This is a genomic window from Mesorhizobium sp. M0968, from assembly GCF_040319065.1.
GTDB lineage: Bacteria > Pseudomonadota > Alphaproteobacteria > Rhizobiales > Rhizobiaceae > Mesorhizobium.
On record NZ_JAMYNL010000001.1, the window covers coordinates 225,942 to 243,218 of the forward strand.

The 17,277-nt window shown below is 62.7% G+C and carries 22 protein-coding genes; 10 read left to right on the top strand and 12 right to left on the bottom strand.

The window, feature by feature from the left end:
* Positions 1–20: 20 nt before the first annotated feature.
* The 3 genes from NKH67_RS01170 to NKH67_RS01180 form a co-directional block, all read right to left on the bottom strand.
* The gene (locus tag NKH67_RS01170) at positions 21–680 is read right to left on the bottom strand and encodes a peroxiredoxin (protein ID WP_023678511.1); all 660 of its coding nucleotides are present in this window, start codon (positions 678–680) and stop codon (positions 21–23) included.
* A 175-nt stretch (positions 681–855) separates the two neighbouring features.
* On the bottom strand, positions 856–1,221 hold the full coding sequence (locus NKH67_RS01175; protein ID WP_254816554.1) for a cell division protein ZapA: 366 nt from the start codon (positions 1,219–1,221) through the stop codon (positions 856–858).
* A 4-nt stretch (positions 1,222–1,225) separates the two neighbouring features.
* Positions 1,226–1,498 (bottom strand): DUF4164 domain-containing protein, encoded by a 273-nt coding sequence (locus NKH67_RS01180; protein ID WP_006200774.1) that lies wholly within the window; start codon positions 1,496–1,498, stop codon positions 1,226–1,228.
* A 260-nt stretch (positions 1,499–1,758) separates the two neighbouring features.
* Between NKH67_RS01180 and tkt the strand changes: the two genes are divergently transcribed.
* From tkt to NKH67_RS01195, 3 genes are all read left to right on the top strand, one after another.
* Positions 1,759–3,750, top strand: a complete 1,992-nt coding sequence (gene tkt, locus NKH67_RS01185; RefSeq protein ID WP_353030155.1) for a transketolase — start codon at positions 1,759–1,761, stop codon at positions 3,748–3,750.
* Positions 3,751–3,908: 158 nt separating this feature from the next.
* On the top strand, positions 3,909–4,919 hold the full coding sequence (gene gap / locus NKH67_RS01190) for a type I glyceraldehyde-3-phosphate dehydrogenase (RefSeq protein WP_353030157.1): 1,011 nt from the start codon (positions 3,909–3,911) through the stop codon (positions 4,917–4,919).
* A 217-nt stretch (positions 4,920–5,136) separates the two neighbouring features.
* The gene (locus NKH67_RS01195) at positions 5,137–7,026 is read left to right on the top strand and encodes a potassium/proton antiporter (RefSeq protein WP_352685952.1); all 1,890 of its coding nucleotides are present in this window, start codon (positions 5,137–5,139) and stop codon (positions 7,024–7,026) included.
* A 169-nt stretch (positions 7,027–7,195) separates the two neighbouring features.
* Here the strand turns inward: NKH67_RS01195 and NKH67_RS01200 are convergent, their stop codons facing one another.
* A complete protein-coding gene (locus NKH67_RS01200) occupies positions 7,196–8,113 on the bottom strand; it encodes a polyprenyl synthetase family protein (protein ID WP_352457948.1) in 918 nt (305 codons plus the stop codon).
* 79 nt (positions 8,114–8,192) lie between these two features.
* Between NKH67_RS01200 and NKH67_RS01205 the strand changes: the two genes are divergently transcribed.
* From NKH67_RS01205 to NKH67_RS01215, 3 genes are all read left to right on the top strand, one after another.
* Positions 8,193–8,951 carry a biosynthetic peptidoglycan transglycosylase gene (locus tag NKH67_RS01205; RefSeq protein ID WP_352500827.1) on the top strand — a complete coding sequence of 253 codons (759 nt, stop codon included), beginning with the start codon at positions 8,193–8,195 and terminating at the stop codon, positions 8,949–8,951.
* A gap of 139 nt (positions 8,952–9,090) precedes the next feature.
* Positions 9,091–9,273 carry a 50S ribosomal protein L32 gene (gene rpmF / locus NKH67_RS01210; protein ID WP_006203806.1) on the top strand — a complete coding sequence of 61 codons (183 nt, stop codon included), beginning with the start codon at positions 9,091–9,093 and terminating at the stop codon, positions 9,271–9,273.
* Between the two features lie 200 nt (positions 9,274–9,473).
* Positions 9,474–9,875 carry a hypothetical protein gene (locus NKH67_RS01215; protein ID WP_352500775.1) on the top strand — a complete coding sequence of 134 codons (402 nt, stop codon included), beginning with the start codon at positions 9,474–9,476 and terminating at the stop codon, positions 9,873–9,875.
* Here the strand turns inward: NKH67_RS01215 and NKH67_RS34115 are convergent.
* The 5 genes from NKH67_RS34115 to NKH67_RS01230 form a co-directional block, all read right to left on the bottom strand.
* Complete coding sequence (locus tag NKH67_RS34115; protein ID WP_502893700.1) at positions 9,837–10,013, bottom strand: hypothetical protein; 177 nt, start codon at positions 10,011–10,013, stop codon at positions 9,837–9,839. The two genes, NKH67_RS01215 and NKH67_RS34115, sit on opposite strands and share 39 nt — an antisense overlap.
* Positions 9,943–10,209, bottom strand: a complete 267-nt coding sequence (locus NKH67_RS34120) for a heme-binding protein (protein WP_502893707.1) — start codon at positions 10,207–10,209, stop codon at positions 9,943–9,945. The genes NKH67_RS34115 and NKH67_RS34120 overlap by 71 nt, the downstream gene beginning before the upstream one ends.
* Positions 10,210–10,236: 27 nt before the next feature.
* Positions 10,237–10,380: a hypothetical protein gene (locus tag NKH67_RS34125; protein ID WP_502893701.1), complete on the bottom strand. Its 144-nt coding sequence runs from the start codon at positions 10,378–10,380 to the stop codon at positions 10,237–10,239.
* 19 nt (positions 10,381–10,399) lie between these two features.
* A complete protein-coding gene (locus tag NKH67_RS01225; RefSeq protein WP_023678501.1) occupies positions 10,400–10,630 on the bottom strand; it encodes a hypothetical protein in 231 nt (76 codons plus the stop codon).
* A 75-nt stretch (positions 10,631–10,705) separates the two neighbouring features.
* Complete coding sequence (locus NKH67_RS01230; protein ID WP_352451127.1) at positions 10,706–11,230, bottom strand: winged helix-turn-helix transcriptional regulator; 525 nt, start codon at positions 11,228–11,230, stop codon at positions 10,706–10,708.
* 97 nt (positions 11,231–11,327) lie between these two features.
* On the opposite strand from NKH67_RS01230, the gene NKH67_RS01235 reads away from it, so the two are divergent.
* From NKH67_RS01235 to NKH67_RS01245, 3 genes are all read left to right on the top strand, one after another.
* Complete coding sequence (locus tag NKH67_RS01235) at positions 11,328–12,179, top strand: alpha/beta fold hydrolase (RefSeq protein WP_352685954.1); 852 nt, start codon at positions 11,328–11,330, stop codon at positions 12,177–12,179.
* A 61-nt stretch (positions 12,180–12,240) separates the two neighbouring features.
* A complete protein-coding gene (locus tag NKH67_RS01240) occupies positions 12,241–12,897 on the top strand; it encodes a glutathione S-transferase family protein (protein ID WP_352685956.1) in 657 nt (218 codons plus the stop codon).
* 302 nt (positions 12,898–13,199) lie between these two features.
* Positions 13,200–14,150: an IS110 family transposase gene (locus tag NKH67_RS01245; RefSeq protein WP_352458931.1), complete on the top strand. Its 951-nt coding sequence runs from the start codon at positions 13,200–13,202 to the stop codon at positions 14,148–14,150.
* Between the two features lie 59 nt (positions 14,151–14,209).
* On the opposite strand, the gene NKH67_RS01250 is transcribed toward NKH67_RS01245, so the two are convergent.
* The 3 genes from NKH67_RS01250 to NKH67_RS01260 form a co-directional block, all read right to left on the bottom strand.
* Positions 14,210–14,497 (bottom strand): ArsR/SmtB family transcription factor, encoded by a 288-nt coding sequence (locus NKH67_RS01250; protein ID WP_023678497.1) that lies wholly within the window; start codon positions 14,495–14,497, stop codon positions 14,210–14,212.
* A gap of 31 nt (positions 14,498–14,528) precedes the next feature.
* Positions 14,529–15,776 carry an MFS transporter gene (locus NKH67_RS01255; protein ID WP_353030159.1) on the bottom strand — a complete coding sequence of 416 codons (1,248 nt, stop codon included), beginning with the start codon at positions 15,774–15,776 and terminating at the stop codon, positions 14,529–14,531.
* A 95-nt stretch (positions 15,777–15,871) separates the two neighbouring features.
* The gene (locus NKH67_RS01260) at positions 15,872–16,066 is read right to left on the bottom strand and encodes a DUF1192 domain-containing protein (protein ID WP_023678495.1); all 195 of its coding nucleotides are present in this window, start codon (positions 16,064–16,066) and stop codon (positions 15,872–15,874) included.
* 124 nt (positions 16,067–16,190) lie between these two features.
* Here NKH67_RS01260 and NKH67_RS01265 point away from each other — a divergent pair, with 124 nt between their 5' ends.
* Positions 16,191–17,201 carry an NAD(P)H-quinone oxidoreductase gene (locus NKH67_RS01265; protein ID WP_352981224.1) on the top strand — a complete coding sequence of 337 codons (1,011 nt, stop codon included), beginning with the start codon at positions 16,191–16,193 and terminating at the stop codon, positions 17,199–17,201.
* Positions 17,202–17,277 lie beyond the last annotated feature (76 nt).

Consider the following 17,277-nt stretch of genomic DNA (forward strand, 5'->3'; position numbering starts at 1 on the left):
TCTGTGCCGCCTCTGCCTGCTCAGGCGGAAGGCTGCTTGGTTTTCCTGAGATATGGCAGGATCGTCTCATAGGCGCCGAAGCGCTTGATGGCATCCTCATTCGAGACGGCAGCGGTGATGATGACGTCCTCGCCCTGCTTCCAGTTCGCCGGCGTCGCCACCTGGTGCTTGGCGGTCAGCTGCATGGAATCGATGGCGCGCAGGATTTCGTCGAAGTTGCGGCCCGTCGTCATCGGGTAGGTGAGAACCAGCTTGATCTTCTTGTCGGGCCCGATGACGTAAACCGAACGCACCGTGGCATTGTCGGCGGGCGTGCGGCCTTCCGAGCTCTCGCCGGCACCCGCCGGCAGCATCTCGTAGAGCTTGGCGACCTTGAGATCCTTGTCGCCGATCAGCGGGTAGTTCACCGAATGACCGGTCGCGGTCTTGATGTCGTTCTGCCACTTTTCATGGCTTTGGACGGGATCGACCGAGATGCCGATGATCTTGACGTTGCGCTTCCTGAACTCGCCTTCGAGCCCGGCCATTGTGCCGAGTTCGGTCGTGCAAACCGGCGTAAAGTTCTTCGGATGGCTGAACAATACCGCCCAGCCATCGCCGATCCATTCATGGAAGCTGATCGGTCCTTGCGTGGTCTCAGCGGTGAAGTCCGGTGCGATATCGTTGATGCGAAGGCTCATGACGTGTCCCTTACCCTGTGCGTGCAGATCGCAGCCGGCGTTGGCCGGCGCTGCTTTTGCCTTTCTATCACTCCGGCGTCATCCTTCAAACGCCTGTTGCGCCGGCATCAAGGCCGGCGGCGAAATATTTTCATTGCTTCTCGGCAAATGCAGCAGGAATTTTCGCTGCGCTGGTTCAGGCCTTGTTCACTGCCAGCGTCGTCGCCAGGTCTTCCATGCGCTGGGCCAGTGCGCCGAGCGCCCCGGTCAGCACGGAATCGTTCTTGTCGGCCTTGGTCAGTGCGTCATCGCGCGTCTTGCGCAGCGTCAGCACTTCGCTTTCCATGCCCTTGACCCGCTTTTGCAGTTCCGAAAGCTCGTCCATGACCATGATGCCGGCCATCACGGTCAGCCGCTGGTCGCCGATCTCGCCAAAAGAATCCTTCAGATGCGAGACATAGCGGTCGAAGCGCTCGGCAAGATCGATCAGATGCTCTTCCTGGCCCTCGTCGCAGGCCATCCGATACTGCTTGCCGTCGATGGAAACCGTGACTTGTGCCATTGGCCTACCTGTCCAGTACCGCGCGGATGGTTTCCATGGCTGTCACCAGCCTTCGCGACACTTCCTTGTTGGCATCTTCCAGCCGTTCGGCGCGGGCCTCGGAATTGTCGAGCTCCTGCGCCAGCCGCGAGCGGTCGGCGTTCATCCGCTGCACTTCGGCCTCGGCTTCCGAATAGTCCCGCTCATGCTCAAGCTTGGCCGCGACGGCGTTTTCCAGCCCTTCGATGGCCTTACCCAGCCTGGCAATGACTTCCTTGAGGGTCGTTTCCCCGGTCATGGCTTTCGTCCTGCGCCCTGCCCATCACCGAATCATCCACGTTCAGAACGCGTTATCCCTGAAACATTACGCGTCGTGTGAACCGCACGTCAATAAAGCTGTCGCGACTGTCCCCTGCTAACGCTAATGTAAGTCGCGCACGGCCATCACAAGACCGGCAAAAGCACACCGATTTGTTGACTAAAAGGCCGCGCCTGCTATGTGTCGCGCACCCTTTTCAAGGGCTTTCCCAAGGCCCAAACCCCCATTTTGGAGGAAGCATGACCTCGCGCGAACAACATGACCGGATGGCCAATGCGATCCGTTTTCTCGCCATGGACGCCGTCGAGAAGGCAAATTCCGGCCACCCCGGACTGCCCATGGGCTGCGCCGACATCGCCACGGTGCTGTTCACCCGCTTTCTCAAATACGATCCGAAAAACCCGCATTGGCCGGACCGCGACCGCTTTATCCTGTCGGCCGGCCACGGATCGATGCTGCTTTACTCGCTGCTCTATCTGACCGGCTACGAAGACATCACCATCGAGCAGATCAAGCAGTTCCGCCAATTGGGGTCGAGGACGGCGGGCCACCCGGAATACGGCCATGCCGCGGGCATTGAGACGACGACCGGCCCACTCGGCCAGGGCCTTGCCAATTCGGTCGGCTTCGCGCTCGGCGAGCGCATCATGAATGCCGCTTTCGGCAAAGATCTCGTCGACCACTACACCTATGTGCTGGCCGGCGACGGCTGCCTGATGGAAGGCGTATCCCAGGAAGCCATCGCGCTTGCCGGGCATCTGAAGCTGAACAAGCTGATCGTCTTCTGGGACAACAACAACATCTCGATCGATGGCCCGGTGTCGCTCGCCGATAACACCGATCAGGTCGCCCGCTTCCAGGCGTCCGGCTGGAATGCCAGCCATATCGACGGCCAGGACCCGGAAGCGATCGCCTATGCCATCGAAGCGGCCCGCCACTCCGACAAGCCGACGATGATCGCCTGCAAGACGACGATCGGCTTCGGCGCGCCGACCAAGGCCGGCACCAACAAGGCGCATGGCTCGCCGCTCGGCGCCGAGGAAATCGCTGGCGCCAGAAAATTCTTCGGCTGGGATTATCCGCCCTTCGAGGTTCCGGCCGATATCCTCGACGCATGGCGTACCGCCGGGCGGACCGGCGTCAAGGCGCGCACCGACTGGGAAAGCCGCCTTGCCAAGGCTGATGCCAAATTGCGCGCAGAGTTCGAACGCCGCATCAGTGGCACGTTGCCGGCCAACTTCGACGCCGTCATTGGCGATTACAAGAAGAAGCTCGTCGCCGACAAGCCGAAGGTCGCCACCCGTAAGTCATCGGAAATGGCGCTGGAGGTCATCAACGGCGCCCTGCCCGAAACCATCGGCGGCTCGGCCGATTTGACCGGCTCCAACAACACCAAGACCAGCCAGACCAAGAACATCACCGCCGACGATTACGGCCAGCGCTACGTTCATTACGGCGTTCGCGAGCACGGCATGGCGGCCGCGCTCAACGGGCTGACATTGCATGGCGGCATTATCGCCTATGGCGGCACTTTCATGTGCTTTTCCGATTATGCCCGTCCGGCGATGCGGCTTGCTTCGCTGATGGGCATCCGCTCGATCTTCGTCATGACCCATGATTCCATCGGCCTTGGCGAAGACGGCCCGACCCATCAGCCGGTCGAGCATCTGGCAGCACTTCGCGCCATTCCGAACCACAATGTCTTCCGCCCAGCCGACGCGGTGGAAACCGCGGAATGCTGGCAGTTGGCCATTGAGTCGGAAAAGACGCCTTCGACATTGGCGCTGACCCGGCAGAACCTGCCGACGGTACGCAACGACTTCGTTGCGGAAAACCTCTCCAGCCGCGGCGCCTATGAACTTGCCGCCGCCAGTGGCGAGGCGGCGGTGACGATCTTCGCGTCGGGCTCCGAGGTCGAGATCGCGCTGGCCGCCCGCGAGGCCTTGGAAAAGCACGGCCACGCGACCCGCGTCGTCTCGGTGCCGTGTTTCGAATTGTTCGACAAGCAGAGCGCCGACTATCGCAGCAGGACGATCGGCAATGCGCCGCTCAAGATTGCCATCGAAGCCGGCATCCGTCAGGGCTGGGATCACTTCATCGGCACCGACGGCATCTTTGTCGGCATGACCGGCTTCGGCGCCTCCGGCACCATCGAACAGCTCTACCCGCATTTCGGCATCACAGTCGAGGCAACGGTGAAGGCGGCGGAAGCCCGTCTGCATGGCAAATGAAAGTGAGCCTCGCCCGGCAAAGGCTGGCATAGCGGTTTTGCCGGGCGGTGGAGCACTAATCGATTTAAATCCACGCCTCGGCGGCTGGATTCTTTGCCCGTCCGCCGTTATGAAGCTGCGGACTTGATCTTCGGCCTCCAACTCCCAGGGAGAGAACAATGACCGTCAGAGTTGCCATCAACGGATTCGGCCGCATCGGCCGCAACATCCTGCGCGCCATCCATGAATCCGGCCGCAAGGATATCGACGTCGTCGCGGTCAACGATCTCGGCCCGGTCGAGACCAACGCGCATCTGCTGCGCTTCGACAGCGTGCATGGCCGCTTTCCGCATGAGGTGACGGTTGACCGCGACCAGATCATCGTCGGCAAGGAAAAATTCAAGGTCACCGCGATCAAGGATCCGACGCAACTGCCCTGGAAGGAGCTTGGCATCGACATCGCGCTCGAATGCACCGGCATCTTCACCGCCCGCGACAAGGCCGTCGCCCATCTGACCGCCGGTGCCAAGCGCGTTCTCGTCTCCGCTCCGGCAGAGGGCGCCGATCTCACCGTCGTCTATGGCATCAATCACGACAAGCTGACCAAGGACCACATCGTCATCTCGAACGCCTCCTGCACCACCAACTGCCTGGCGCCGCTGGCGGCCGTGCTGAATGAGGCGGTCGGCATCGAGAAGGGCATGATGACGACGATCCATTCCTACACCGGCGACCAGCCGACGCTGGACACCATGCACAAGGACCTCTACCGCGCCCGCGCCGCCGCGCTGTCGCAGATTCCGACCTCGACCGGTGCTGCCAAGGCCATTGGCCTGGTACTGCCCGAACTCAAGGGCAAGCTCGACGGCATCTCCATCCGCGTGCCGACCCCGAACGTCTCGCTCGTCGATTTCAAGTTTATCGCCAAACGGCCGACCACCGTCCAGGAGATCAATGACGCGGTGATCGCCGCCTCGAACGGCAAGCTGAAGGGCATCCTCGCCGTTACCCGTCACCCCAATGTTTCGATCGACTTCAACCATGATCCGCATTCCTCGATCGTGGCGCTCGACCAGACCAAGGTCATGGACGGCAACTTCGTTTCGGTGCTGTCGTGGTACGACAATGAGTGGGGCTTTTCCAACCGCATGGGCGATACCGCCGTCGCCTTCGGCAAGACCATCGCCTGATCGCAGAGCCAGCTTCTCGACTTGGAGACGCCCGGCTCAGTCCGGGCGTTTTTCATTGCAGCACGAACCGCCGAGGCACGCTCCGCTGCTCGGGGGTGCCAAAACTTTCGACGATCGGCAGCGTGGGGCAAAAAGCCACGCTGCTGCCTTGCAGCGGCCATGTCTTCGCCCCACTCTCCCGTGATGCCGTAGCATATCGACTAGGGGCGACCAACGAATGGAGCATGGTATCTATCTTGTGACGCTCGTTGGCGCAGCACTTGTCGTTGCCGCCGCGTTTTCAAGCCTGATCGCCTTCCGTTTCGGCGCCCCTCTCCTGCTGCTGTTTCTCTGCATCGGCCTCGCCACCGGAACCGACGGTCTCGGCATCCATTTCGACAATGCCCGAGTTGCTTATTTTGCCGGCTCATTGGCGCTGGCGGTCATCCTTTTCGATTCCGGCTTCGGCACGCCGCTCAACGCCTTGCGGCAGGCGGCCGGGCCGGCGCTGTCGCTGGCCACATTCGGCGTCCTTTTGACCACCGGGCTCTTCGGCGCCGCCGCCTATTATCTGCTCGACCTGACCTGGCTGGAATCCTTCCTGCTCGGTGCCGCCGTCGCCTCGACCGACGCCGCGGCGGTGTTCTTCCTGCTGCGCGCCGGCGAGATCAATTTGCGCGAGCGCGTGCGGTCCACGCTCGAGGTGGAATCCGGCACAAATGACCCGATCGCCATCTTCCTGACCATCACGCTGGTCGAGGTCATCGCCGCCAATACCCACCCCGAGGCCAAGGTGCTGGTCACCGATCTTGCCGTCGGCTTCCTTGTCAACATGGGGCTCGGCGCGGTCATCGGCATTCTCGGCGGCATGGCCATTGTGCGCCTTGTCGATCGCCTCAATCTCGATCACGGCCTGCTGCCGATCTTCGTGCTGACGCTGTCGCTTATGGTGTTCGCTGCCGCCGGTGCCGTCGGCGGCTCCGGCTTCCTGGCGGTCTATCTCGCAGGCCTGATTGCCGGCAATTCCGATATCCGGGCCGTGACCATCCTCAAGCGCTTCCAGGACGGCATGTCGTGGCTGGCGCAGATCATCATGTTCCTGATCCTCGGCCTGTTCGCGACGCCTTCACAATTTCCGGCGATCCTGGTGCCGGCAGTGCTGCTCGGCCTGTTCCTGGTATTTGTGGCACGGCCAATCGCCGTCTGGCTCTGCCTGGTGCCGTTCCGTCTGCCACGCCCGGAAGTCGCCTTCGTCTCGTGGGTTGGCCTGCGTGGTGCCGTGTCGATCCTGCTTGCCATCACGCCGCTGCTCGGCGGTCTTGAGAACGGCCGCCTCATCTTCAACACTGCCTTCATCATCGTGCTGGTCTCGCTGATCATCCAGGGATGGACCGTCGGGCCGCTGGCGCGCCGTCTCGGCCTTATCGTGCCGGCCCGCCTGGGACCGCTCGACAAGGTCGAATTGGAACTGCCGGGCTCCGCCCATCATGAGCTTCTCGCCTACCGCGTGTCACCTGGCAGCCCGGTGGCGCGCGGCGAACGCATTCCGCGCTGGGCGCGGCCGTCGCTGGTGCTGCGCGACGGACGCTCGATGCGCTTCCAGGATATGGGCCGGCTCGCGGCCGGCGACCATGTCTACATCTTCGTGCCGGACCGCTATCCGCGCCTGCTCGACAAGCTGTTCGCCAGCCGTGCCGTGGTCGATCCCGAGGACGCGGATTTCTTCGGCGCCTTCGCCGTCGATCCGTCACGCCCCGCCGAGGAACTGGAAACCGCCTACGCGCCGGGCCTGACCGAAGCGGAACGCAAGCTCAGCATTGGCGACCTGGTCACTACGCGGCTCGGCGGCCACGCCGAATATGCCGACCGCGTGCTGCTCGGTCCGATCGAGCTGATCGTCCGCGACGTCGACGACAAGGGCAGGATCACCGGCCTTGGCCTGTCCTTTGAGCCGACCGCGCCGGTGGCGCGCGTTCCGGTGTTTCTCAGTGCCGGCGAAATCCGCGACCGCATCGCCGCCTTCATCCGCAACCGGCGCAAGCCGGCCGAGGCGCGGGCGGTCGAGGCGGCGGCCGAGATGGAAACGGTTCCGCAGCCCGTGGTGGAAAAGACAACTGGCGAAGGCTGACCGCTGTCCACCCGAGCCGCGGAACCCTGCCGCGAGGCTGAAGAATGGCTCAGCAACTGGTGTGGCGCGTCCATGTGTTCCGACATCGCCGGAAATGATCCCGATCGGCCGGTTGCGAGGACGTTCGGCCGATCAGTCGCCACTTCTCCGGCGCGCCATAGGGGCGCGCTTAATTGTTGCGGGCCGCTACGAACTGCGCCGCTTGTTTCAGGAGCGCAGCTTGCTCGCCAAAAGGTTCGAGCAACGCATGAGCCTGGTCAACGAGGCCATGGAGCTGGCCCCGCGCCCAGTCCGGTCCGTGCAGCGCGACCAGCGTCGCCTTGCCGGCCGCGGCATCCTTGCCGGTCGCCTTGCCCATCTGATGCGCGTCGGCGGTCAGGTCGAGCAGATCGTCGGCAAGCTGAAAGGCAAGCCCGATCGCCGAGCCGAACTCGGCCAGCCTCTCGCGGTCGCCCGACGGCGCGCCGGCAAGGATAGCGCCCGCTTCGCAGGCAAAGCGGATCAGCGCACCGGTTTTCATCGCCTGAAGCCGGATGATGCCGGCCTCGTCCGGCCGGCTTTGTTCGGCTTCGAGATCGAGCATCTGGCCGCCGACCATGCTTCCCGCCCCGGCGGCGCGGGCCAGTGCCAGCACCAGCGTTGCCCTGCGCTCGGCCGGCAGCATTGTCGCCTCGTCGGCAAGGATGTCGAAGGCAAGTGTCAGCAAGGCGTCGCCCGCAAGAATGGCGGTCGCCTCATCGAAAGCCCTGTGCACGGTCGGCTGGCCGCGGCGCAAATCGTCGTCGTCCATGGCCGGTAGATCGTCATGGATGAGCGAATAGCAGTGCACGCATTCGAGCGCCGCCGCGACGCGCAGCGCCGCCTCGCCGTCGGCTGAAAACAGTGCAGCACTTTCCATGACCAGGAAGGGACGCAGTCGTTTGCCGCCGTTCAGCACGCCATGTCGCATTGCCGCCATCAGGCGTTCGGGCCGCGCGACCTCGCCCGAAAGCGTCCGTCCGTCGAGCAACCGCCTCAGCAGCGCCTCGAGCGGAACTGCCCGGGCAATAAGTGCAGCTTCGAACGCCATTTGGTCGTCTTTCGTCATGGTCGGGAGCGGTAGCCGACACTCAGACATTGCGCAAGAAGCCAAGCGCCATTATGCCGGGGGCAGGGAGTAGCGCGGACTGGGTGGCTTGGCGGAACCGATCGTCGATCACGAAACCGAAGGGTTGGACATGGCGAGACCGAGACGCGGCAGCCGCATCGGTCTTCAACGCCGAGTCCGGCGCGGCATTGCCGTCGCCGTTGTGCTGGCGCTGGTGCCGGTGGTGCTGACCTTCCTGTACCTGCCGTCATTCGTGCATCCGGTGTCGACATTGATGCTGAAGGACCTGGCGACGTTTTCCGGCTACGATCGGCGCTGGGTTTCCATCGACGATGTCGCGCCGGTGCTGGCATATTCGGTAATCATGTCGGAGGACGGGCAGTTCTGTTTCCATCGCGGCGTCGATCTGGGCGAGTTGCGCGGCGTCGTCGACGATGCGCTCGCCGGCGAGATGACACGTGGCGCCTCGACCATCACCATGCAGACGGTAAAGAATCTTTATCTATGGTCGCGGCCGTTGGGCTCGGTCCGTAAGGTCGTGGAACTGCCGCTGGCCGTCTATTTCGATGCGGTGCTGTCGAAACGGCGGATCATGGAGATCTACCTCAACATCGCCGAATGGGGACCGGGCATCTACGGCATCGAGGCCGCCGCCCAGCATCATTTCGGCGTCTCGGCAAAACAGCTGTCGCGGCGGCAGGCAGCGCTGCTTGCCGTCACCTTGCCGAATCCGATCGTGCGCAATCCGGCGAAGCCCGGGCCGGGACTGAGGCGGCTTGCCGCGTTGATCGAACGGCGCGCCGGCCGCGCCGGCGCCTATGTCGGTTGCCTGCGATAGTGTCAAAAAAAAACACGGCGACGCTGGCCAAAACGCTGTCGGGCGTGTATAGGCACCCGACTTTCTCAGATTCCGGCCCCTGATGTGGCCCTTTCACGAGGGCCGCCGGGGCGTTTTGACCATGTAGTGGAGCATATCCATGGCCGTTCCGAAACGAAAAACCTCTCCGTCGAAGCGCGGCATGCGCCGTTCTGCCGACGCACTGAAGGCCCCGACCTATGTCGAGGACAAGAACTCCGGCGAGATGCGCCGTCCGCACCATATCGACCTGAAGACCGGCATGTATCGCGGTCGCCAGGTTCTGGAGCCGAAGGAAAGCTGATAGAGCTTTCGACGGTTTATTGGGTTGCGAAACGACCGGCCATTGGCCGGTCTTTTTGCGTTTGCGACAACTGATCGTATCAGCCGGGCCTGACATTGTTGTTTCACGCCGTCTTTGTCCGTGTTTATCGGCCGCACGAAAATTCTTGACGGCGAACGCCGGGCGCACTCTACAAAGATCAGTCCAACCGGAGCCGCCACATGTTCGGTGCCATCCCGCTGCTGATCGTGCCTTTCATCCTCTACAATCTTGGGCTTCTGGGAATATTCGGCAGCGGCGACGATCCGTGGGCCACCGAAATGTTTTCGGTCCGGATGATGTCGGGTGGCGTGTTCTCGATGACCCTCGGCGACCTCATCGTGCTGATCGCACTGATCTTCTTGTTCGTCGAAGTGGTGAAGTCGACGCGCACGACAAGTGCCTCGATCATGGACCATCTTTTGTCGACCTTCGTCTTTGTGGCCTATCTGGTCGAGTTCCTGCTGGTGAAGGGCGCCGCCCATTCCGTCTTCTTCACACTGATGGTCATAGCGCTGATCGACGTGCTGGCCGGCTTTTCGGTGTCAATGCGGTCGGCCACCCGCGACATCAATATGAATTAAGGATCCCGGCTCAGCCCGGGTCAGCGGTGAAGCCAGCCGCCTCGAGCCGGCGATGGCTGCCGTTTCATCATTGTCGAACGTGTCGCCGGAAATACCGATGGCGCCGATGATCGTGCCGGCGTTGTCGCGGATCAGCACGCCGCGCGCGCGCGCCCGACACGTCGGAGCCGCCGGCGATCAGATGCGGGCGCTCCTTGGCGAAAGCTTCCACCCGGCGCGGGCCCATGCCGATAGCGAGCGCGCCATAGGCCTTGCCGGCCGACATTTGCGGACGCAGGAACGAGGCGCCGTCCTGACGCTGGAACGCGACCAGATGGGCGCCGGCGTCGAGCACCGAGACGCCAAGCGGCCCGAGCTTGAGCTAGGCACCCTTGGCAAAGGCGGCGGCGTTGATTTCAAGGGCTTCGTCGAGCGTCAGTGCGGTCATGGCCGTCTCCTGAACGCGCCAGTTATCAGCCGTCAGAACAGACTCCGAGTGAACTGTTTCGCGTGCGGAAGGAAGCATGGATTCTGGGAGCGCCGGCCTATTTCTTCTTGGCCCGAGGCTTCTTCACCGGGGCCGGAGGCGCATTGGCCAGGTCTTCCGCTTCCTTGGCGAGGCGCAGCGCCCGCAGCTTGTTGGTCTTGGCTTGGCGAGCGTCGCTCTCGGCGACATATTCCGCCATCGCCTTCTGGCGAACCGTGGCTGCCTCTTCCTGTTTCTTGAAACGCAAATCGGCCCGCGCACGGGCAGTGTCCTTAGAGTTCTCGACCAAGAGCGTTATCCAATCCGTAAATTATCTTCAGTCCCTTGATAGCAGAGCCAGCCCGCAATTGGGAAAATAAGTTGGTCATGGCGCCGGATCGCAGCCAACTCGCTCCGCCTTGCGGGCGACTACCGCATCGTATCCGGCCTGCAAAGTCGCGCGGACGGTGGGTCCAGATGGGGCGGGAGACGCACCCAGATGCTCGTGGCGCAACTCGTTCATGAACTTATCCCACATCGGCGGGCCGCCTTTTTCCAGAAGCTCGGCACGGATAGAGAGCTCTTCGCTGACCGGCAGCCAGACGCGGCCCCAGGCGCCGAGATGCGCCAGGATCGGCACCAGCGTAATCGCCATTTCGGTCAGGCTGTAGATCGCCTTTTGCTTGTGGGAGGGATCGTCCGCCTTGGTCAGCATGCCGAGCTCCATCAGCCGCTTCAGCCGGTCGGCGAGGATGTTGGAGGCGATGCCCTCCATCGAGCCGTTGAGCAGTTCGCGAAAGTGGCGTCTGCCGCCGAAGATGATGTCGCGAAGGATGATCAGGCTCCACCGGTCACCGAACACTTCGAGCGACAGGTTGATGGGGCATCCGGACCGACGATCGATGTTCATGCGAATCTCCAAAAACCGGTTGCATTATCGTATCGGTTTTAATATCGTGCAACTGATTGCAAAATGCAATCGGATTGGAAGCCCAAGGAGGAAAGCCATGAAAAACGCCGAACACCCCGAAATCGCATCCCAGACGTTCGGCGATCCGGCCCATCCGGCGGTGTTGTTGATCATGGGCGCGATGGCTTCCATGCTTTGGTGGCCCGAAGCGTTTTGCCGGAAGCTGGCCGGCGAGGGTCGCTTCGTGATCCGCTATGACAATCGCGATACCGGCCGTTCGACCAAATACGCGCCGGGCGAGCCGCCTTATACATTCGACGACATGGTGGACGATGCCGTCCGCGTCCTTGACGACCAGGGACTCCGAAAGGCGCACGTGGTCGGCATGTCGATGGGCGGCATGATCGCGCAGCTCGTTGCGTTGAAATACCCGTCGCGTGTCACTTCGCTGACGGTGATCAGCAGCTCGCCCTTGGGCATCGATACGTCGCATTTGCCCGGAACCACCGAGGCCTATAGGAAACATTCGGCCGAAGGCGCGAAGGTCGACTGGTCTGACCGTGGCCAAGCGGTCGATTTCATGGTCAAAAACGCGCGTGCGCTCGCCGGCACCGCGCATCCGTTCGATGAGGCGCGGACGAGAGCGTTCGTGGAACAGGACTACGACCGGTCCGGCGGCTTTCTCAGCGCGACCAATCACTTCATGCTCAAGGGCGGCGAAGATCGGAGCGGCGAGGACTGGACGGGGCGGCTGCACGAGATGAAGATTCCGCTCCTCGTTGTCCACGGCACCGACGATCCGATCTTTCCAGCCGAGCATGGCGCCGCTCTTGCCGACGCGGTCGCCGGTGCAAGACTGGTCCGGATCGAGGGCGGCGGCCACGAGCTGCATCCCGACGATTGGGCCGCGATCATCGATGCGATCGTCGCCCACAGCCGGGCCACGTAGCAGCGGGCCGAACCTTGACACCGGATGCCCGCGAGACGAAGCACCAAAGATAGGAGCAAAAATGTCCCTGACGATGCATCTTCATCCGCTGGCCTCCTTCTGCTGGAAACCGCTGATCGCGCTCTATGAGAACGGCACGCCATTCACATCGGTCGTTGTCGATCTCGGCAATGAACAGTCGCGCGCGGCGTTTCTGAAATTGTGGCCGCTCGGCAAGATGCCGGTGCTGCGCGATGAAGCGCTGGACCGGACCGTGCCGGAATCGACGATCGTCATCGAATATCTCAACGCGTATTATCCTGGGCCGGTCGAACTGATCCCCGCCGATCTCGATCTCGCTCGCCAGACCCGGCTTGCCGACCGCTTCTATGACTTCTACGTCCAGGAACCGATGCAGAAGATCGTTGGCGACCGGCTGCGGCCGGAGGGCAAGACCGATCCGTTCGGCGTCGAGCAGGCCCGCGCCCAGCTGCGCAGCTCCTACGCCATCATTGAACAGGACATGCGGTCGAGGACATGGGCGGTGGGTGCGAGCTTCACCATGGCCGACTGCGCTGCCGCCCCCGCGCTGTTCTACGCCAACAAGGTCGAGCCGTTCGGAGACGAATATCCTGCGGTCAGGCGCTATCACGACCGGTTGCTGCAACGCCCCTCGGTTGCCCGTGTGATCGAGGAAGCGCAGCCGTATTTCAAGCTCTTCCCCTACAACAATGGCTAGAGTGGTTCATCGTTTCACGGAAACGCCGAATCGCTCTATCTCTTTGTTTTTGCGCAATTCCGGACGGAAAACCGTTTCACACTTTTCCTGGAATTGCTTGTCTTATGACTTTCGCTGCCGAATGGGTCAGAAAGGAACGCTGAGAGAGGGTAGCCGCCCTCCCTCAGCGGCGAGGGTCGGATCGGTGGAATTGCTGACCGTTTGACGGTCGAGCTAGAGTCGGATCGCCCTCGTCTTTCCCTTGAGGCCTGAACGGATACCCGGAGTTCGGCTCCGAACGACAAGCACAGGACAAGTGAAAGATGACCAACGATACCATCGGGATCGACATTTCGAAAGACCATCTTGACGCCCACAGGCTGAGCGACGGCGCGAGCCGGCGTTTTGCCAACGACAGCCGCGGCCACAAGGCGTTCATGAGCTGGTTGAGCCCGAGCCGGTTGGACCCGCCCGGCGTACGCATCGTCTATGAGCCGACAGGTCCATATCACCGGGCCTTTGAGCGGAAGCTGGCGGCGGCTGGCCTTGCGCTGGTCAAGGTCAACCCACGCCAAGCCCGGCGCTTCGCCGAGGCCACCGGCAGGATCGCCAAGACCGACCGGCTGGACGCCGCCATGCTGGCGCGCATGGGCGCTCTTCTCGATCTCGAAGCACGACCGGTGCGCAGCCCGATCCTCAATGACCTCAAGGACCTGCACATGGCGCGCGAGGCGCTGGTGAAGAACCGGACGGCGGCGAGGAACAGGGCCAAGGCGCTAACCCTTCCCATCCTCAAGCGCCACAATGCCCAGCAGCTCAGGCAGATCGAACGTCAAATGGCTGCTGTCGAAAAGGAGATCACGGCGCTCATCCAGTCCGATCCCGATCTCTCCCGTCGCTTCGCTATCCTCGTCTCGATCCCGGGCGTCTCGGCAATCACCGCCTTCGCGCTTCTCATCGAAATGCCCGAACTCGGCACGCTCGGTCAGGGTCAGGCTGCTTCCCTCGCAGGCCTCGCTCCCGTCGCACGACAGTCCGGCAACTGGATCGGCCGCGCCTTCATCCGTGGCGGGCGAGCCAATGTCCGACAGGCACTCTACATGCCCGCCCTCGTCGCCATGCGCTTCAATCCCGATCTAAAGGCAAAATACCACCAACTCACGGCCGACGGCAAAGCCTCAAAACTCGCCATCACAGCCATCATGCGAAAGCTCATCATCCTCGCAAACGCACTACTCAGGGACAATCGGACCTGGACACCATCTCTCCCTTGACCAACACGGATACTCTAGGCTCGATGCTGCATAGTTGCTCGACGCGCTGACGATGCCTCTCAGCTTCCGGGTGAACCGAGCTGCTCCGCATCCCAGAACTGGTCAAGCCAGATGTTGAGCTTCAGGAAGCCGGCATTGCTGACCGTATAGACGCGCCTGGTGCCTTCCGGCTTGGCGTTGACCAACCCCGCATCAAGCAGCACCTTCAGGTGCTGCGAAACGGCCGGGCGGGACACCGGCAAGCCGGATGCCAATTCGTTGACGGTCTTCGGTCCGCGCCGGAGCTCTTCCAAGAGATGGCGCCGGTTGGGATCGGCAATCGCCATGAAGGCGTCGGAAAGCATCATGCCTTATTTGTGGGGCAAAGCGCCTCGAATCTCAACTGTCGGCTTCAGCTTTTCTGCGCGGGTCGAGCCGCAACGCTTCCGGCGTCACCGAACGATCGGCCGGCTGGGTCTTGAAGGCATCGCGGCCTTCGATCGGCACCCGCGCGCGACGGCTGATGCGCAGCAGCGTATAGCCAGCCAGGCTGAGATGCGCGAGCGCAGTGGCCAGGAACAGCCCCTCAGGGCGCATCCAGCCCATCAGGCCGGCGGCCACCAGCGGACCGATCATCGTGCCGAAGCCATAAAGCAGCAGCAGGCCGCCCGACACTTTGACGAAGTCCTCCGATCGCGCATGGTCATTGGCATGCGCCACCGCGATCGAATAGAGCGTGTAGGCGAAGGCGCCGTAGGCGGCTGTGCAGACGATGACGAAGACGCCGGAGCGCGGTTCGAACAGGAAGATGGCGATGGCAAACAGCGCAGCGCCGAAGGCCGCGCCCGCCAGCACGAAACGACGGTCCGTCGTGTCGGAGAGCCGCCCGGCCGGAAGCTGCATGGCGGCGCCGGCGATGACCACGAGGCTCATCATCAGCGCGATCTCGGCTGTCGAGATGCCGATGCGCGCTCCATAGACGGCACCAAGTGTACCCCAGGCGCCGTTGGCGATGCCGATCAGCACGCAAGCGATCGCCGACACCGGCGAATTGACGTAGAGCCCCTTGACGTCAAGCGACACGTCCTGCAGCGGCTTGGGGTGAGACGCCGTCGAGACCGCCGTCGGGATTAGCGACAGGCAGAACAGAATGCCGGTGATCATGAACAGCGACGCCGATCTCACATCGCCGCCGGCAACGATCATCTGACCGCCCATGATCGAGGCATAGGTGACCATCATGTAGAGGCCGAAGACGGTGCCGCGGTTTTCGTTGGTGGCCTTCTCGTTGAGCCAGCTTTCGATGACCATGAAGGCGCCGGCCATGGTGAAGCCGGTGAAGGCGCGCAGCAGGATCCAGGTATATTCGTCGATGATCAGGCCGGTGAGCAGTGCGACGATCGCTCCCGATGCGGCAAAGGCGCCGAAAGCCCTGACATGACCGGCGCGGCGCACGATGCGTGGCGCAAAGAAGCAGCCGGTGACGAAGCCGCCGGCCCAAGCCGTGCCCATCAGGCCGAGCGATGCCGTCGAGAAGCCCTCCACCTGGCCGCGCAGCGGCAACAGCAGACCGTGCAGTCCGGATGCCGCCAACAGGAACGCGGTGCCGCGCAGCAGCGAGAGGATCGGTCTGTAGCTTGCGAACATTTTTCAATCCGGCTGGGGTTTAGGGCACAAGTCTGGAGACAGCGGCATTCGGCTTTTCGGCGGCGTGCCCGAGCTTTTGGAATTACCCGCAGTAACTACCCGCGGCGAAACAGCGCCTCTGCCGCCGACTTGGTCGAGCCCTTGGTCTTGAGCTCGGCTTCCAGCCGGGCGATCTCGTCGCGCAGGATACCGATCCGTTCGGACAATTCATCGACGGAAAGCAGCGACAGATCCTGCCCGATCTCGTGCGGGCGCGCTTTCTTCTTGGGTTCGTCGTCGAAGATCGCCATCGTCGCTCCTCCGTGATTGCCCATTTGCCTGATTTGCCAATGAGCATACATAGGGCAAGGGTATGGATGCAAATGGCGGGCAAGAGCTGGCACGAGAAACCGGCGGAGCACGACGGGAAAATTCATGGCGAACGCACAGAAAATTCCGGCGAAGATGATGGCGATCGCCATATCGGAACCGGGCGGGCCGCGGGTGCTGAAACCGGAAACCCGCGACGTACCGGTTCCCGGTTCCGGCGAGATCCTGATCCGGGTGCGGGCCGCCGGCGTCAACCGGCCGGACGTGCAACAGCGCAGGGGCGCCTATCCGCCACCGCCGGGAGCGTCGGATCTGCCGGGCCTGGAAGCAGCAGGCGAAGTCGCTGCCCTTGGTGACGAGATATCGCGCTGGCGCGTCGGCGACCGGGTCTGTGCGCTGACGGCGGGCGGCGGCTATGCCGAATATGTCAGAGTGCACGCCGGCAGCGTGCTGCCGCTGCCCGCCGGCTTTACCTACACCGAAGCGGCGGCGCTGCCGGAAAACTACTTCACTGTTTGGCACAATGTCTTCGAGCGCGGCGGCCTGAAGAGCGGCGAGACACTGCTCGTGCATGGCGGCTCGTCGGGTATCGGCACCACGGCGATCCAGCTTGCTGCCGCTTTCGGCGCCTATGTCGTCACCACCGCCGGCAGCAAGGAGAAATGCGACGCCTGCCTCAAGCTCGGCGCCGACCGGGCGATCAACTACCGCGAGGAGGACTTCGTCGCCGCAGTCAAGGAGGCAACCGGCGGCAAGGGTGCCAATGTCATCCTCGACATGGTCGGCGGCGACTATGTGGCGCGAAACTATGAGGCTGCAGCCATGGAAGGCCGCATCGTCCAGATCGCGACGCAGGGCGGGGCGGTGGCGAGCGCCGATTTCTTCAAGATCATGGCCAAGCGGCTCGTGCACACAGGATCGCTGCTCAGGCCACGCACCGTGGAGTTCAAGGCGGCAGTTGCGGCTGCGCTGGAGGCGCAGGTTTGGCCGCTGCTCGGCACGCGCAAGGTTGCGCCGGTGATGGATACGATCTTCCCGCTCAAGGAAGCGTGGCGGGCGCATGAGCGGATGGAGGAGGGTGAGCACATCGGCAAGATTGTGCTCGATGTCGCCTGACGGCCCGCAAACAGGCTGAACGAAAGCTTAATGGTGCAATGCAACAAACGCATTGCGGCCATGCAAAAGCGTCTGT

Coding starts and splice junctions, on each gene's coding strand:
- NKH67_RS01170 (WP_023678511.1), bottom strand. CDS start 680: ATGAGCCTTCGCATCAACGATATCGCACCGGACTTCACCGCTGAGACC.
- NKH67_RS01175 (WP_254816554.1), bottom strand. CDS start 1,221: ATGGCACAAGTCACGGTTTCCATCGACGGCAAGCAGTATCGGATGGCC.
- NKH67_RS01180 (WP_006200774.1), bottom strand. CDS start 1,498: ATGACCGGGGAAACGACCCTCAAGGAAGTCATTGCCAGGCTGGGTAAG.
- tkt (WP_353030155.1), top strand. CDS start 1,759: ATGACCTCGCGCGAACAACATGACCGGATGGCCAATGCGATCCGTTTT.
- gap (WP_353030157.1), top strand. CDS start 3,909: ATGACCGTCAGAGTTGCCATCAACGGATTCGGCCGCATCGGCCGCAAC.
- NKH67_RS01195 (WP_352685952.1), top strand. CDS start 5,137: ATGGAGCATGGTATCTATCTTGTGACGCTCGTTGGCGCAGCACTTGTC.
- NKH67_RS01200 (WP_352457948.1), bottom strand. CDS start 8,113: ATGACGAAAGACGACCAAATGGCGTTCGAAGCTGCACTTATTGCCCGG.
- rpmF (WP_006203806.1), top strand. CDS start 9,091: ATGGCCGTTCCGAAACGAAAAACCTCTCCGTCGAAGCGCGGCATGCGC.
- NKH67_RS01215 (WP_352500775.1), top strand. CDS start 9,474: ATGTTCGGTGCCATCCCGCTGCTGATCGTGCCTTTCATCCTCTACAAT.
- NKH67_RS34125 (WP_502893701.1), bottom strand. CDS start 10,380: ATGCTTCCTTCCGCACGCGAAACAGTTCACTCGGAGTCTGTTCTGACG.
- NKH67_RS01230 (WP_352451127.1), bottom strand. CDS start 11,230: ATGAACATCGATCGTCGGTCCGGATGCCCCATCAACCTGTCGCTCGAA.
- NKH67_RS01235 (WP_352685954.1), top strand. CDS start 11,328: ATGAAAAACGCCGAACACCCCGAAATCGCATCCCAGACGTTCGGCGAT.
- NKH67_RS01240 (WP_352685956.1), top strand. CDS start 12,241: ATGTCCCTGACGATGCATCTTCATCCGCTGGCCTCCTTCTGCTGGAAA.
- NKH67_RS01245 (WP_352458931.1), top strand. CDS start 13,200: ATGACCAACGATACCATCGGGATCGACATTTCGAAAGACCATCTTGAC.
- NKH67_RS01250 (WP_023678497.1), bottom strand. CDS start 14,497: ATGATGCTTTCCGACGCCTTCATGGCGATTGCCGATCCCAACCGGCGC.
- NKH67_RS01255 (WP_353030159.1), bottom strand. CDS start 15,776: ATGTTCGCAAGCTACAGACCGATCCTCTCGCTGCTGCGCGGCACCGCG.
- NKH67_RS01260 (WP_023678495.1), bottom strand. CDS start 16,066: ATGGCGATCTTCGACGACGAACCCAAGAAGAAAGCGCGCCCGCACGAG.
- NKH67_RS01265 (WP_352981224.1), top strand. CDS start 16,191: ATGGCGAACGCACAGAAAATTCCGGCGAAGATGATGGCGATCGCCATA.